Here is a 13,864-nt window from a genome sequence, read left to right on the forward strand (position 1 = left end):
GAGGGCCTACCGGCCCCTGCCCGCTCCGCCGAACGGCGCTCCCCGTGCCGCGGCCGTCCGGGGCGCGGTCCGGCGGCGCGGTGCGCACACTGGAAGTGGACCGGCCGGCACGGAGGTGAGTCGTGGCAGCGGACCCACCTGCGGGGTACCCCGACATGCCGGACCCGTGGACCCTCCGTTACCGGGGCTTCGTCTCGGGCCAGGAGGGGCTGCGGGAGGCCCTGTGCGCGGTCGGCAACGGCTACGTGGTCAGCCGCGGCGCCGCCCCCGAGTGCGTCGCGGACGGGGTCCACTACCCGGGGACGTACATCGCCGGGTGCTACCACCGGGCGCGGTCGACGGTCTCGGGCCGTTCGGTCACCAACGAGGACCTGGTCAACGTCCCGAACTGGCTGCCGCTGACCTTCCGGCCGGCCGGTGGTGCCTGGTTCACCGGCCCGCCCGCCGAACAGACCCTGGAGCTGGACCTGCGGCGCGGCCTGCTCACGCGCGCCGCGCTCGTGGTCGACGACCGGGGGCGGCGGACCCGGCTCGTGCAGCGTCGGCTGGCCAGCCAGGCCCGGCCTCATCTGCTCGCCATGGAAACCACCGTCACCGCGGAGAACTGGTCCGGCCCGCTGGAGGTCCGCTCGGGGCTGGACGGCAGGGTCACCAACAGCGGCGTGGCCCGTTACCGGGGCCTGGCCGAACGGCACCTCACTCCGGCCGGCCAGGGGACGGACGGGGCGGGCCCGGTCTGGCTGGAGGCGTCCGCCGTCGACTCCCCGCTGCGGATCGCCCTGGCCGCCCGGACGCGCGCGGACGGCGCCGAGGTGGCGACAGAGTGCCGCGAGGGCTGGGCCGCCCACGTCCTCACCGTCGGGGTCGAGCGCGGCCGGCCCGTCACCGTGGAGAAGACGGTCGCGCTGCACACCTCCCGCGACCGGGCGATCGAGACGCCGCTGCGCGCCTCGCTCCTGCTCGCCGTCGAGGCCGGGACCTTCGAGGAGCTGCTCGCCGAACACGTGCTGCGCTGGGTGGAGTTGTGGCGCCGCTGCCGGATCGAGGCCGACTTCGACGCCACCGGCCCGCTGCACCTGAACCTGTTCCACCTCCTCCAGACCTACTCCGAGCACTCCGCCGACCTGGACGTCGGCGTCCCGGCCCGCGGGCTGCACGGCGAGGCGTACCGGGGTCACGTCTTCTGGGACGAGCTGTTCGTCCTGCGGCTGCTCAACGTCCGCTTCCCCGAACTCGCCCGCGCCGTCCTGCGCTACCGCCACCGCCGCCTCGACACCGCCCGCCGGCAGGCCCGGGAGGCCGGACTGCGCGGGGCGATGTACCCGTGGCAGAGCGCCAGCGACGGCCGCGAGGAGTCCCAGCAACTGCACCTCAACCCGCTGTCCGGCCGCTGGCTGCCCGACCACAGCCACCTCCAGCGACACGTCGGGTCGGCGGTCGCGTACAACGTCTGGCAGTACTACCAGGCGACCGGGGACCGGGACTTCCTCGCCGAGGCCGGCGCCGAGACACTGCTGGAGATCGCCCGGTTCTGGTCCTCCGCGGCCACCCACGACCGGCAGCGGGAACGCTGGTCGATCCGCGGCGTGCTCGGCCCCGACGAGTACCACGACGCCTACCCCTGGGCGGACCGGCCCGGCCTGGACGACAACGCCTACACGAACGTGCTGGCCTCGTGGGTCCTGGCCCGCGCACAGGACGCCCTCGACACCCTGCCCGGCTACCGGCGCGACGAGCTGCGCGAGCGGCTCGGACTCGACGCCCTCGAACTGGAGCGCTGGCAGGAGGTCGGCCGACACCTGCACGTCCCGTTCCACGGGGGCGTCCTCAGCCAGTTCGACGGCTACGAGCGGCTCGCCGAACTCGACTGGGCCGCGTACCGGCGGCACTACCCCGACCTGCGCCGGCTCGACCGGATCCTGGAGGCGGAGGGCGACTCCGTCAACCGCTACAAGGCGTCCAAGCAGGCCGACGCACTGATGCTCTGGTACTTGTTCTCCGCCCGCGAGGTCCGTGACCTGCTGCGCCGCCTCGGGTACCCGGCCCGCCACGAGCTGCTGCGCCGCACCACCGGCTACTACCTGCGGCGCACCGTCCACGGGTCGACCCTCAGCTCGGTGGTCCACGCCTGGGTCCTCACCCGCTCCGACCGGCGGGCCTCCTGGCGCCACTTCCGCGACACCCTGACGGCCGACCTGCGGGACAGCCAGCACGGCACCACGGCCGAGGGCGTCCACCTGGGCGCCATGGCCGGCGCCGTCGACCTCCTGCAGCGCTGCTACACCGGCCTGGAGGTCCGCGAGGACGCCCTCTGGCTCGACCCCCGGCTGCCGTCCACGCTCGGCCGTCTGGAGATGGACCTGCGCTACCGCGGCCACTGGGGCGTGACGATCGCCGTCGAGCGGAGCTCGGTCACCGTGAGCCTGCGCGAGGACCGGCAGGACCCGGTGGTGATCCGCCTGCGCGGCACGGAGGCGACGGTCCGCCCGGGCGAGACCCGCCGCTTCCACCTCTGATCGCGTGATCGCGCGGTCGTCCGGGGCCTCACCGGCGCCCGGTCCAGCGCGGCTCCACCTGCTCCCAGGCGTCCTCCCAGCCCGCGGCGGCCCGCCGGTCCAGTGCGCGGCGGCGCAGCGCGTAGCCGCCCTCCGCGGTCAGGCCGAGTACGGCGACGGTGGTGAGACCCACCATGACGGCGTCCGACAGGACCAGATCGGCGCTCCTGGGCGCCGGGATCGGCTGCCCGGCGTCGTTCAGCCCGACCGGCACGGCCGTTCCGGCGCGGGTGCCGTCGAGGACCGGGATGCTGCCGCCGGCCGGCCCGGCCGGGTACGTCCAGCGGGCCGGCGCGTGGGCCCGCGTGCTGCCTGCCCGGGGATCGTCCGAGATCGCGGGACCGGTGGTGACGGCGGTGACGACGTGCCGGTGGCGGGCGACCTGGTGCGCGGTGCCCGCCTCCGCGCGGTACACCGCGAGCGCCGCGACCGCCGCCGCGACGAGGGCCGCGAGCACGGTCAGCGCGAACCCGGCGACCAGACGGCTGTACGCCCGGTCGATCGGGCGGCAGAGCGGGTTGTGGTCGCGCCCGGTGGCCCGGCGCAGGTGCTGCCGCAGGGACGTGCCCGCAGCCGGGTGCGGGTGCGTGGTGGCTGTGGCGGACATGGCGCGCCTCCTCGGGCTCCGGGGTGGCCTACGGGCCCGTACCGTCAGCCTTCCTCCGGCGGGGTGGCGATCCCAGGGCCGGGCGGGCCCCAACCCCGGGACCGTCCGGCCCCTGCCCGACCGGGCCGTCGGTGGTCCCATGGGACTACGGGCCGACACCCGCCCGCACCGACCCCGGGAGGAACAGGATGAAAGCCGCGCTGGGAGACCGCATCATCGTCCAGGGCACCCGGCCGGGCGCGGCCCGCAGGGACGGCGAGATCGTCGGCCTGCACCACCCGGACGGCAGCCCGCCGTGGGACGTGCGGTGGTCCGAGGACGACAGGGTCACCGAGTACTTCCCGGGCCCGGACGCCCGGATCCACCACTACGAGCACGAGCGGGCGAGCGGACCCCGACCGGACCTGTTCGCCGGCTGACGGACCGCCGCCGTGAGCACCCCGGCCGACGCCGGGTCCGCCCGGCCCGAGGAGGAAACCATGACACCCGTGAGCTCGGACGGTCCGCGCCGTCCCGTCGTCCTCGGCGTCGACGCGCTCGACACCGGCCGGATGACCGCGGTCTGGGCCGCCGACGAGGCCGAACGCCGCGGGCTTCCGCTGCGGCTGGTGCACGCCGTCCCGCCCCTGTTCCGCGAGTTCCGGGCGTTCGACGAGGGCCGCTACCACAAGGCCCTGCGCCAGCGCGCCGACGAGGCGCTCGACCGGGCTGCGGGCACGGCACGGGAACGGCACCCGGAGCTGGAGATCGTCACGGTCGTGGAGGAGGACGTGCCGGCGCTGGTGCTGTGCCGCGAGTCCGCCCACGCGGCACTGGTCGTGCTCGGCTCCCGGCGGCTCAACCGGGCCCAGGAGGCGCTCAGCACCTACTCGGTGACCGTCCCGGTGAGCGCCCAGTCCCACTGTCCGGTGGTGGTCGTCCGCGACCCCGAGCACGTCACCCAGGACCCGCCCTACGTCGTGGTCGGCGTGGACGGCAGCCCGTCCGCGGAGAGCGCAGTCGACTTCGCCTTCGACCTCGCCGCCGAACGCCGGGCCGCCCTGCGGGCCGTCTGGGTGTGGCGGCGTCCGCCGGTCGGCAACCTCGACGAGCTCGCCACCGAGCACACCCTGCGCCGACTGCTCTTCGAGTCCACCGCCGGACGCCACGAGCGCCACCCCGACGTGTCGGTGACCCACGAGCTGGTGCACGGCCACCCCGTCGAGGAGCTCGGCGCAGCCTCCGACCACGCCCTCGCCATCGTCGTCGGCCGCCGCGGCCGGGGCGGCTTCACCGGCATGCGGCTCGGTTCCGTCCCGCACGGCCTGCTGCACCGCGCGCACTGTCCGATCGTGACGGTGCCCGTTCCCCGCACTGAACCGGCCCCGAGGTCGAGGAGCGACCAGTGACCCCTCCCGTCGTCGTCGGATTCGACGGCTCTCCCGAAAGCCTCGCCGCCACCGAGTGGGCGGTCCGCGAGGCGCAGCGCCGCGCGTGCCCCCTCACGCTCCTCCAGGCCTGGCCCTGGCCACGGCGGGACGTGGTGGGAAGCGATGAGACCTACCTCCGGAGCGTGGCACGACTCTCGGCCCGGGAAGCCGAGTTGCGCGCCCTGGAGCTCGACGTGCCGATCGGTTCCGCGCACGTCCGCGCCGAAGCGGTCGAGGCGCTGGAGGAGGCGGCGCGCAGCGCCGCGGTGCTCGTCCTGGGTTCGCGGGGACTGGGCACCGTGCACGGCTACCTGACCGGCTCGGTGAGCCAGGAGGTGCTGGGCCGAGCGGCCTGTCCGGTGGTGCTCGTCCGGGCCGGGGAGGGTGAGGGCGACGCCGCCGTCGTGGTGGGACTCGACCTCGCGCACCCGGCGGACGAGGTGCTGGCCTTCGCCTTCGAGGCCGCCTCCGTCCGCGGCGCGCCGCTGCGCGTGATCCACGCCTGGGAGCCCCCCGCCTTCCGCGACTACCTGACCTTCGACGCGATCGGAGGGCTGGAAACCGACTTCTCCGAGGCGGAACGGGATCGGTTCACCGCGATCGTCGACCCCTGGCGGGCCCGCCACCCGGACGTGGACGCGACCTCCGAGCCGATCCTCGGCAACGCGTCCGCCGTCCTCGTCGCCGCGGCCGGGACGGCCCGGCTGCTCGTCCTCGGCCGCCGCACCCGCCACCACCCGCTGGGCTCCCGCCTCGGCGCGGTGGCCCACGCCGTGATCCACCACGCGCGTTGCCCGGTGGCGGTCGTCCCGCACGGCTGACCGGGGACCCTCCGGAACCGGATCCGGGCCGAACGGCCCGCGCGCGAGCAGCCGCGCGGCGCGAACCTGGTGGTGACGAAAGGTGGAGACCATGCACACCGTGATCGTGTACGAGAGCATGTACGGCAACACCCGCGAGATCGCCGAGGCCATCGCCGAGGGCGTCCACCAGGCCGATCCCGCAGCGCGGGTCGACTGCCTCCCGGTGACCGAGGCCGGCGCGGAGGTGACGCGCACCGCGGACCTGCTCGTGGTCGGCGGCCCGACCCACATGCGCGGCATGTCCTCCGGGGTCAGCCGTCACATGGCAGCGTCGGCCGAGAGCCACAAGGAAGGCCACGAGGACGCCGCCGCCGAGGCACGGGAGAGCGCCGGAGGGCCGGGCCTGCGCTCGTGGTTCCACCACCTCCCGGAGACCGAGTCCGGCACCCACGCCGCCGCCTTCGACACCCGCGGCGCGACCGCCGGATCCGGCGGCGCCGCCAAGGGCATCGCCCAGCGGCTCTCCCACCACCACTACGACATGGTCGCCGAGCCCGAGGGCTTCATCGTCGACGGCGTCGACGGCCCGCTGCACGCGGGCGAACTCGACCGCGCCCGCGCCTGGGGCGCGGCCCTGGTCTGAACGACCCGCAGCCGTCCCGCAAGGGGATCCATGCAGCACCGCACCGTCCGCGACGTGATGACCCGGACGTGGTCGTCGGCCACCGCGAGACCACCTTGGTACGAGCGTGGTGTGGCGTTCCGGCTGGGCCGGCTGCGCCGGGCCCGTGGCCCCGGGATCCGGTTGGCCGTCGTCCTCGCCCCCGACGAACGGCCGGCCGATCCGCTCCGGGGGCAGCGGTGGACGTGAGCTCCCGGGCCGCCGGCCCGGACCGAGGAGGCGACATCATGGCCGGAGGAACGGTCATCGTGGGTGTGGACGGGTCCGAACAGTCCCGGCGGGCCCTGCGCTGGGCCGTACGACAGGCCTGGCTGACCGGCGCCCGGCTGGAGGCGGTCCTCGCCTGGGAACCGCCGTTCTCCGGAACGGGTGGAAGCGTGACGGCCGACGGTCAGCGCGACCTCCAGGACGTCGCGGCGAAGGTGCTGGCCGAGAGCCTGGAGAGGACCGTGGGAACGGACCCGCCGGTGGAGATCACCGCCCGTGCGCAGGAAGGCACCCCGGCCCAGGTGCTGCTGACGGCGGCCGCCGAGGAGGACGTGACGCTCCTGGTCGTCGGCAGCCGCGGGCTCGGCGGGTTCACCGGCGCGCTCCTGGGCTCCGTCAGCCAGTACTGCGCCCAGCACGCGCCGTGCCCGGTGACGATCGTGCGCGGCCGGTAGGGCCCGCCTCCCTCACGGGTGGGGCGAGGCCGGACCGGACCGATCGGATGCCGTCACCCGGTGATCCGTTCCCGACCACCGCGAGGATCCGGTGCCGGCGCGTCAGGTCCGGGCGTCGGTCGCACCGTCATGACGCCCGTCACGACGGCGGCGCCGCCAAGGCCACCACCGCTTCCCGTGCGGCGCCGGTGCCGCCTCCGGCCGGCGGCCGTCCCCGCTCCGCTGCGGCCGGGACGCCCCGGCCAGGGCGCGCAGCCGCTCGTAGAGCTCCCTCTCCTGCGCCTGCGGACAGGCGGGGATCCGGACCGCCACGGTCACACGCAGGTCGCCCCTCGCCCCAGTGCGCCCCGCCCCCGCCTCCCAGTGCGGCAGGCCGCTGCCGGGGATGCCGAGCACGGTGCCCGGCTGGGTGCCCGGCGGCACGGCCAGCGACGCCTCGCCCTCCGGCGCCCGGCGAAGAGGTCACCGAGGTCCAGGCCGGCCAGCAGGTCCTCGACGGGCGCGGTGGCGGCCGCCCCGGCCCGGCACCGCCGAGCCACCGGAGGGGGCCGGCCCGCGGGCGGTCACCTGGGAGGAGGCCGAGCGGCTCGTCACGGCGTCGCTGCTGACCGGGCTGATCGAACCGGCCGAGTACCGGGAGTCCCTCGCGCTGCTGGCCGAGGCCGAGTACGCCCGCAGCCCGCTGCACCTGCCGCAGCTGTGAGCTCGTGGGGGCGGGGGTGACACTGGTCCGGGGGGCCGCAGAAGGGAGTGGACGGATGCCTTCCGACGGACACGACGCGTACCGCGCCCTGATCACCGAGCTGGCCGGCCTGGTCCGGCTCGCTCACGACGCCCTGCGGGGTGCCACGGCCGTGCTCACGGATCCGGCCGGTGACACCGTCGGGATCCCGGCCGCCGAGAAGGCCCTGGCGGAGCTCCGGGAACGGATCGAGGAGGACGCCGCCGGCGCTGTCGGCGGGCGGGCCGGGGTCGTCGCCGGGGTCCACGTGGGCACCGGGGCGGAGGCCCTGGGGCAGCTGGCGCAGCGGTTGCTGGAGGCGGCGTGGGCGCGGCAGGAACGGGAACCCTTCGCCCCGCACCTGCGCACTCCGCTGGACGGGATCGCGCACGCGGCGCTGGGCGTGGTCGCGCGGGCGGCCGACGCCCTGGAGTCCGGGGCGCCGGAGGACGTCGCGGACGTGCTGGCCGGGCCGCCCGAGGTCGGGCAGCGTCAACGGCTGCTGTACGAGGTGCTGGTGCGGAGCGAGGACGTGGATCCGGTCGACGCCGCGGACCTCGTGCTGCTGTCGTGCTGCTACCAGCAGTGCACCGACCTCGCCGGGGCCATCGCCCGCCATGCCGGGCTGTTCGCGCGCCGGGGTTCACGGCAGGCCGGCGAGGGCGGTCGCCTCCGATAGCAGGCGTCGGGTCGGTTCGTGGAGCACTGCGCCCCGGTGGGTGACCAGCATCGGGCCGAGGACCGGATCCGTCGCAGGGTCCGTGCCCGGCAGGAGCCGGGCGAGCAGCGCGAGAGCGTTGTGGGCGTACGCCCGTGAGGCGGTGGCGGGCACCTGTGCGGCCAGCTCACCGGCGCCGATCACCGTCACCCCGTCGCCGACCAGCGTGGTCGTGTCCGGCCCGACGCCTTCGACGGTCCCTCCGTCCGGGCCCGCCGCGAGGTCCACCAGCACCGAGCCGGGCCGCATCGCCGCCACCGCCGCCTGCGTCAGCAGGACCGGGGGCATCCGGCCGGGGAGGCCCGGATCGGTGATCACCAGGTCGTGGTGCGAGACGGCCTCCGCGAGCCCCGCCGCCCAGGCGGAGCGCTCGTGCTCCAGCGTGTCCCACAGCTCCCGGTCGTCCGCGACCGGGTGCAGGCCGGGCAGGTCGAGCGGTTCGACCCCCAGAACGGCCGCCGCGGCCCGCTCACGGCGACGGAGTTCGACGACCCGCACCGGAGCGCCGAGGCGGCGGGCCGTGTCGGCCGCCTGGAGGCCCGCGTGACCGGCGCCGACGACGAGGACCCCGACCGGGTCGAACAGCCCGCCCGCCGCGCCCCAGGGCGGCAGGCAGCGGTCCAGGCGCGCGGCGGCCAGCAGCACCGCCCGGTACCCCGCCACCCTGGCCTGGGAGGCCGCGGCGTCCAACGGGTAGGCGTCGGAGCGGTCGGGCGGGGCCAGGTCGAGGCCGATCGCCGTGACGTCGCGCGCCGCCCAGTCCCGCACGGCGTACGGGATCCGCTGCGGGCGCAGCATCGCGACCATCACCGTTCCCGGGCGCAGTGCGCGGGCCCGGGCCCCGGCCGGGGGGTGGATGCCGAGCAGGACGTCCGACCGGCGCAGCAGCTCGGCCCGGCCGGCGACGGCGGCACCCGCGCCGCGGTAGTCGGCGTCGTGGTGCCCGGCGCGGGCGCCGGCGCCGGGCTCGACCAGGACCGCCGCGCCGAGGCGGCCGACGTCCGGCACGAGACCGGGCACGAGGGCCACCCGGCGCTCGCCCGGGACGGTCTCCCGGAGCACTCCCACCACCGTGATCACCATCGCGTCCTCCCGAGGTCGGCCCGCACGGCCAGTATGTCCCGTTTGCCCGCCCCCTTCGCGTGGTCGGATACTCGTGCACGGACAACCGCGCGCGGCAACGGCGGAGGGAGCCGGGCATGGCCCGATCCAGCGGGTGGCAGTTCTGGGTGGACCGCGGCGGGACCTTCACCGACGTCGTCGCCCTGGCCCCGGACGGCCGCCTGCTCACCCACAAGCTGCTCTCGCACGGCCCGGCCCGCCACCGCGACCCCGCCATGGCCGGGATCCGGGCCCTGCTTCCGCCCGGCGCCCGGATCGACTCGGTGCGGATGGGCACCACGGTGGCCACCAACGCCCTGCTGGAGCGGACGGGCGAGCCGACCGCGCTGGTCGTCACCCGGGGCTTCGCGGACGCGCTGCGGATCGGTTACCAGAACCGGCCGCACATCTTCGCCCGCGAGATCGTCCTGCCCGAACCGCTGTACACCCGGGTGGTCGAGGTGGACGAGCGGATCACCGCCGACGGCGAGGTTCTGCGCCCGCCCGACCTCGACGCACTTGCCGAGAAGCTGCGCGGCTGCCTCCGCGACGGCCTCCGCTCCGTCGCCGTGGCGTGCCTGCACAGCTACCTGCACCCGGCACACGAACGCGAGATCGGGCGCCTCGCCGAAGGACTCGGCTTCACCCAGGTGTCGTTGTCCAGCGAGGCGAGCCCGCTGATGAAGCTGGTGCCGCGCGGGGACACCGCCGTGATCGACGCCTACCTCTCCCCCGGCCTCCGGCGCTACGTCCGGCAGGTGGCCGACGAACTCGCCGGTGTCCGGCTGATGTTCATGCAGTCCAACGGCGGCCTCGCCGAGGCCGGGCACTTCCGGGGCAAGGACGCGATCCTCTCCGGTCCGGCCGGCGGCATCGTCGGCATGGTGCGGATGTCCGAACTGGCGGGCTTCGAGCGGGTGATCGGCTTCGACATGGGCGGCACGTCGACGGACGTGTCGCACTACGCGGGCGAGTACGAGCGGGTGGTGACCACCCAGGTCGCCGGGGCGCGGCTGCGGGCGCCGATGCTCGCCATCCACACCGTCGCGGCGGGCGGGGGCTCCGTGCTCCGCTTCGACGGCGAACGCCTGCGGGTCGGACCGGACTCGGCCGGCGCCGACCCGGGCCCGGCCTGCTACCGGCGCGGCGGACCGCTCACCGTCACCGACGCCAATCTGCTCCTCGGACGGATCCAGGCCGCGCACTTCCCGCACGTCTTCGGACCGGACGGCGACCAGCCGCTCGACGCCGACGTGACGGGACGCCGGTTCGGCGAGCTGGCGGCGGCACTGGGCGACCGGTCCGAGGAGGAGGTCGCCGAGGGCTTCCTGCGGATCGCCGTGGGCAACATCGCCAACGCCGTCAAGCGCATCTCCGTCCAGCAGGGCCACGACGTCACCCGCTACGCCCTGACGACCTTCGGCGGCGCCGGCGGCCAGCACGCGTGCGCGGTCGCGGAGGCCCTGGGCATCCGGAGCGTGCTGGTCCCGCCGATGGCCGGCGTGCTCTCCGCCCTCGGCATCGGCCTGGCCGACACGACCGTCCTGCGCGAGCGCGCCGTCGAACGGCCGCTGGCGCACGGGGAGACGACCGCCGTCCAGGAGCTCGCCGACGAGCTCGCGGCGGCCGTCACCACGGAGCTGCTGGATCAGGGCGTCCCGTCCGAGCGCATCCGCCTGACGCACCGGGCCCGGCTGCGCTACGAGCGCACCGACACCGCCATCGCGGTACTCCTGGACGAACCCGCCGCCATGGCAAGCGAGTTCGAGAATCGGCACCACGCCACGTACTCCTTCTTGATGGACCGCCCGATCGTCGTCGAGGCCCTCGTGGTGGAGGGCACCGGCCTCACCGAGCAGCCCGAGCTGGACACGCCGCCCCCCGCGGCCGGTGCCGGAGCCACCGCCGTTCGGCTGTACACCGGCGGCGCCTGGCGGGAAGTCCCGTTGCTGGAGCGCGAGTCGATGCGGCCGGACGACACCGTCACCGGACCTGCGATCATCGCCGAGGCCAACGCCACCACCATCGTGGACGACGGCTGGCGGGCCACCGTGACCCCCGCCGGCCACCTCCTGGTCGAACAGGTGCAGGACCGCACCGAGGAGCGCGTCCCGACCGCCGCCGACCCCGTCCTGCTGGAGGTCTTCAACAACCTCTTCATGGCGATCGCCGAACAGATGGGCGCACGGCTGGAGTCCACCGCCCAGTCGGTCAACATCAAGGAGCGGCTCGACTTCTCCTGCGCCCTCTTCGACCCGGACGGCAACCTCGTCGCCAACGCCCCGCACATCCCCGTCCACCTCGGCTCGATGGGCACCACCGTCAAGGAGGTGCTGCGTCGGAGCGGCCCACGCCTCCGCCCCGGCGACACCTTCGCCGTCAACGACCCGTACCACGGCGGCACCCACCTGCCCGACGTCACCGTCGTCACCCCGGTCTTCGGCCCGAGCGGGCACGAGGAGGACGGGCGCGACCTGCTCTTCCTCGTCGCCTCCAGGGGCCACCACGCCGAGATCGGCGGCATCACCCCCGGCTCGATGCCCGCCGACAGCCGCGAGATCCACGAGGAGGGCGTGCTCTTCGACGACTGGCTGCTGGTGGCGGACGGCCGGCTGCGCGAGGCCGAGACGCTGCGACTGCTCACCGGGGCGCCGTACCCGTCGCGCGACCCGGCCACCAACCTGGCCGACCTGCGCGCCCAGGTCGCCGCCAACCGCAAGGGCGTCGACGAGGTCAACGCGATGATCGAGCACTTCGGCCTCGACGTCGTCCAGGCCTACATGCGACACGTCCAGGACAATGCCGAGCTGGCCGTGCGCCGGGCCGTCGACGGCCTCTCCGACGGCTCCTACCGCTACGAGACCGACTCCGGCGCCGTGATCGCCGTCTCCGTGCGCGTGGACCGCGAGAACCGCGGTGCCACCATCGACTTCACCGGCACCTCACCCCAGCTGGACGGCAACCTCAACGCCCCCTCCGCCGTGGTCACCGCCGCCGTCCTGTACGTCTTCCGCACCCTCGTCGACGACGACATCCCGCTCAACGACGGCTGCCTTCGCCCGCTGCGGATCGTCGTGCCGCCCGGCTCGATGCTCGCGCCCCGGTACCCCGCCGCCGTCGCGGCCGGCAACGTCGAGACCTCGCAGGCCATCACCGGCGCGCTCTACGCCGCCCTCGGCGTCCAGGCCGAGGGCTCCGGCACCATGAACAACCTCAGCTTCGGCAACGAGCGACGGCAGTACTACGAGACCATCGCCTCCGGCTCCGGCGCCGGGCCCGGCTTCGACGGCGCCGACGTCGTGCAGACCCACATGACCAACTCCCGCCTCACCGATCCCGAGGTCCTGGAGTGGCGTCTGCCCGTCCTCGTGGAGGAGTTCGCCGTCCGCCCCGGCAGCGGGGGCGACGGTCGCCGGCACGGGGGCGACGGCGCGCTGCGACGGCTGCGCTTCCGCGAGCCGGTGACGGTCAGCATCCTGTCCGGCCACCGCCGCGTCCCTCCGTACGGACTGGCCGGCGGCTCCCCCGGTGCCCTCGGCGCCAACCGGATCCTGCGCGCGGACGGCACCGTGGAGGTCCTCCCCGGCTGCGGCAGCGCCGACCTCGCGGCCGGGGACGCGGTGGAGATCCTGACCCCCGGCGGCGGCGGATACGGCCGACGGCGCGGAGACGCTCCGTCCCCGGGATGACGCACGTTCGGCCGACAAGGTGTCAAGGACGGCGGCCGGCGCCCGCGCGCAGGCGCCGGCGGTCACCAGGGACGTCGCACCCGCTGCGCGGTGCCGGGAGGCGGCCGCGTCCTGATGGCCAGGCCGGATGATCGGGCCGGATCTGCTCCTCGTGGGCGGCCCCGGCACGCGGCACGCCCGGGCGTTCGAGGTCACAATGAGGCATGCGACCAAGCCCAGGCCCGGCCGGTCCGCCGCCGGTGACCGCCGATCCGGCCGCCGCGCGCGGCGAGCACTGGTGGCCGGTGGCGACGGCGATCGCAACTGCCGCCCTGCTCCACGTGGCGCTTCCCACGGCGTACCGGCCGACCCCCGTATGGGTGGTCCCGACGGTCATGTTCACGCTGCTGGCGGTACTGATCACCGGCGACCCGGGGCGGATCGACCGTCAGAGGGCCTGGCTGCGCGTGGTCACCGAGGCCCTGATCGCCTTCGTCACCGTGTCGAACCTGTACGCCGGCGTCCGACTGGTGGTGGACATCCTCACCAACAACAAGCTGTTCGCCGACAACGCCACCGGCCTGCTGGCCACCGGCGGAGTGACCTGGGTGACGAACGTGATCGCCTTCGCGCTCTGGTACTGGGACCTGGACCGCGGCGGCGCCGCCGCCCGCGCCCACACGCCCTCCGCGAAGGCGGCGTTCGTCTTCCCCGAGATGCAGCACAGCGCCCACACACCGGCCGACTGGGTGCCACACTTCGCCGACTACCTGTCGCTGGCCTTCTGGACCGCGACCGCGTTCAGCCCCACCGACGTCTCGGCGATCAGGCGGTGGGCCAAACTGCTGATGATGGCGGAGGCCACGGCCTCGCTCATCGTGGCCACCCTGGTGATCGCCCGTGCGATCAACATCCTGCAGTGAACCGAGCGGCGTCGA

General features: G+C 75.0%; 14 protein-coding genes. 11 read left to right on the forward strand and 3 right to left on the reverse strand.

Annotated elements, in window-relative coordinates; genetic code table 11:
* The first annotated feature begins 155 nt into the window (after nt 1–155).
* A complete protein-coding gene (locus PUR71_RS27770) occupies nt 156–2,516 on the forward strand; it encodes a glycoside hydrolase family 65 protein (protein ID WP_329929870.1) in 2,361 nt (786 codons plus the stop codon).
* Nucleotides 2,517–2,544: 28 nt separating this feature from the next.
* Here the strand turns inward: PUR71_RS27770 and PUR71_RS27775 are convergent, their stop codons facing one another.
* The gene (locus tag PUR71_RS27775; protein ID WP_329929871.1) at nt 2,545–3,162 is read right to left on the reverse strand and encodes an Rv1733c family protein; all 618 of its coding nucleotides are present in this window, start codon (nt 3,160–3,162) and stop codon (nt 2,545–2,547) included.
* Nucleotides 3,163–3,350: 188 nt separating this feature from the next.
* On the opposite strand from PUR71_RS27775, the gene PUR71_RS27780 reads away from it, so the two are divergent.
* The 6 genes from PUR71_RS27780 (at nt 3,351) to PUR71_RS27805 (ending at nt 6,718) form a co-directional block, all read left to right on the forward strand.
* Nucleotides 3,351–3,581, forward strand: coding sequence for a DUF1918 domain-containing protein (locus PUR71_RS27780; RefSeq protein WP_329929872.1), 231 nt, complete (start codon nt 3,351–3,353; stop codon nt 3,579–3,581).
* Between the two features lie 60 nt (nt 3,582–3,641).
* The gene (locus PUR71_RS27785) at nt 3,642–4,550 is read left to right on the forward strand and encodes a universal stress protein (RefSeq protein WP_329929873.1); all 909 of its coding nucleotides are present in this window, start codon (nt 3,642–3,644) and stop codon (nt 4,548–4,550) included.
* Nucleotides 4,547–5,392: a universal stress protein gene (locus PUR71_RS27790; protein ID WP_329929874.1), complete on the forward strand. Its 846-nt coding sequence runs from the start codon at nt 4,547–4,549 to the stop codon at nt 5,390–5,392. Before PUR71_RS27785 ends, PUR71_RS27790 begins: the two co-directional genes overlap by 4 nt.
* A gap of 91 nt (nt 5,393–5,483) precedes the next feature.
* Nucleotides 5,484–6,017 (forward strand): flavodoxin family protein, encoded by a 534-nt coding sequence (locus PUR71_RS27795; protein ID WP_329929875.1) that lies wholly within the window; start codon nt 5,484–5,486, stop codon nt 6,015–6,017.
* Nucleotides 6,018–6,047: 30 nt separating this feature from the next.
* Nucleotides 6,048–6,245, forward strand: coding sequence for a hypothetical protein (locus tag PUR71_RS27800; RefSeq protein WP_329929876.1), 198 nt, complete (start codon nt 6,048–6,050; stop codon nt 6,243–6,245).
* A 38-nt stretch (nt 6,246–6,283) separates the two neighbouring features.
* A complete protein-coding gene (locus tag PUR71_RS27805; protein ID WP_329929877.1) occupies nt 6,284–6,718 on the forward strand; it encodes a universal stress protein in 435 nt (144 codons plus the stop codon).
* Nucleotides 6,719–6,820: 102 nt separating this feature from the next.
* Here the strand turns inward: PUR71_RS27805 and PUR71_RS41360 are convergent, their stop codons facing one another.
* On the reverse strand, nt 6,821–7,141 hold the full coding sequence (locus PUR71_RS41360) for a hypothetical protein (RefSeq protein WP_443077596.1): 321 nt from the start codon (nt 7,139–7,141) through the stop codon (nt 6,821–6,823).
* Here PUR71_RS41360 and PUR71_RS27810 point away from each other — a divergent pair.
* Nucleotides 7,104–7,421 carry a hypothetical protein gene (locus PUR71_RS27810; RefSeq protein WP_329929878.1) on the forward strand — a complete coding sequence of 106 codons (318 nt, stop codon included), beginning with the start codon at nt 7,104–7,106 and terminating at the stop codon, nt 7,419–7,421. The genes PUR71_RS41360 and PUR71_RS27810 overlap by 38 nt on opposite strands.
* A gap of 55 nt (nt 7,422–7,476) precedes the next feature.
* A complete protein-coding gene (locus PUR71_RS27815) occupies nt 7,477–8,118 on the forward strand; it encodes a hypothetical protein (RefSeq protein WP_329929879.1) in 642 nt (213 codons plus the stop codon).
* Here PUR71_RS27815 and PUR71_RS27820 read toward each other — a convergent pair.
* On the reverse strand, nt 8,083–9,240 hold the full coding sequence (locus PUR71_RS27820) for an NAD(P) transhydrogenase subunit alpha (RefSeq protein WP_329929880.1): 1,158 nt from the start codon (nt 9,238–9,240) through the stop codon (nt 8,083–8,085). The genes PUR71_RS27815 and PUR71_RS27820 overlap by 36 nt on opposite strands.
* Nucleotides 9,241–9,356: 116 nt before the next feature.
* On the opposite strand from PUR71_RS27820, the gene PUR71_RS27825 reads away from it, so the two are divergent.
* Complete coding sequence (locus tag PUR71_RS27825; RefSeq protein ID WP_329929881.1) at nt 9,357–12,947, forward strand: hydantoinase B/oxoprolinase family protein; 3,591 nt, start codon at nt 9,357–9,359, stop codon at nt 12,945–12,947.
* Between the two features lie 203 nt (nt 12,948–13,150).
* Nucleotides 13,151–13,849 (forward strand): hypothetical protein, encoded by a 699-nt coding sequence (locus PUR71_RS27830; RefSeq protein WP_329929882.1) that lies wholly within the window; start codon nt 13,151–13,153, stop codon nt 13,847–13,849.
* Nucleotides 13,850–13,864 lie beyond the last annotated feature (15 nt).

Origin of the sequence: Streptomyces sp. SP17BM10 (assembly GCF_036322405.1) — a bacterium.
GTDB lineage: Bacteria > Actinomycetota > Actinomycetes > Streptomycetales > Streptomycetaceae > Kitasatospora.

Bases quoted from the DNA above. Each gene is read 5' to 3' on its own strand.
- PUR71_RS27770 (WP_329929870.1), top strand. From the start codon at position 156: ATGCCGGACCCGTGGACCCTCCGTTACCGGGGCTTCGTCTCGGGCCAG.
- PUR71_RS27775 (WP_329929871.1), bottom strand. From the start codon at position 3,162: ATGTCCGCCACAGCCACCACGCACCCGCACCCGGCTGCGGGCACGTCC.
- PUR71_RS27780 (WP_329929872.1), top strand. From the start codon at position 3,351: ATGAAAGCCGCGCTGGGAGACCGCATCATCGTCCAGGGCACCCGGCCG.
- PUR71_RS27785 (WP_329929873.1), top strand. From the start codon at position 3,642: ATGACACCCGTGAGCTCGGACGGTCCGCGCCGTCCCGTCGTCCTCGGC.
- PUR71_RS27795 (WP_329929875.1), top strand. From the start codon at position 5,484: ATGCACACCGTGATCGTGTACGAGAGCATGTACGGCAACACCCGCGAG.
- PUR71_RS27800 (WP_329929876.1), top strand. From the start codon at position 6,048: ATGCAGCACCGCACCGTCCGCGACGTGATGACCCGGACGTGGTCGTCG.
- PUR71_RS27805 (WP_329929877.1), top strand. From the start codon at position 6,284: ATGGCCGGAGGAACGGTCATCGTGGGTGTGGACGGGTCCGAACAGTCC.
- PUR71_RS27810 (WP_329929878.1), top strand. From the start codon at position 7,104: ATGCCGAGCACGGTGCCCGGCTGGGTGCCCGGCGGCACGGCCAGCGAC.
- PUR71_RS27815 (WP_329929879.1), top strand. From the start codon at position 7,477: ATGCCTTCCGACGGACACGACGCGTACCGCGCCCTGATCACCGAGCTG.
- PUR71_RS27820 (WP_329929880.1), bottom strand. From the start codon at position 9,240: ATGGTGATCACGGTGGTGGGAGTGCTCCGGGAGACCGTCCCGGGCGAG.
- PUR71_RS27825 (WP_329929881.1), top strand. From the start codon at position 9,357: ATGGCCCGATCCAGCGGGTGGCAGTTCTGGGTGGACCGCGGCGGGACC.
- PUR71_RS27830 (WP_329929882.1), top strand. From the start codon at position 13,151: ATGCGACCAAGCCCAGGCCCGGCCGGTCCGCCGCCGGTGACCGCCGAT.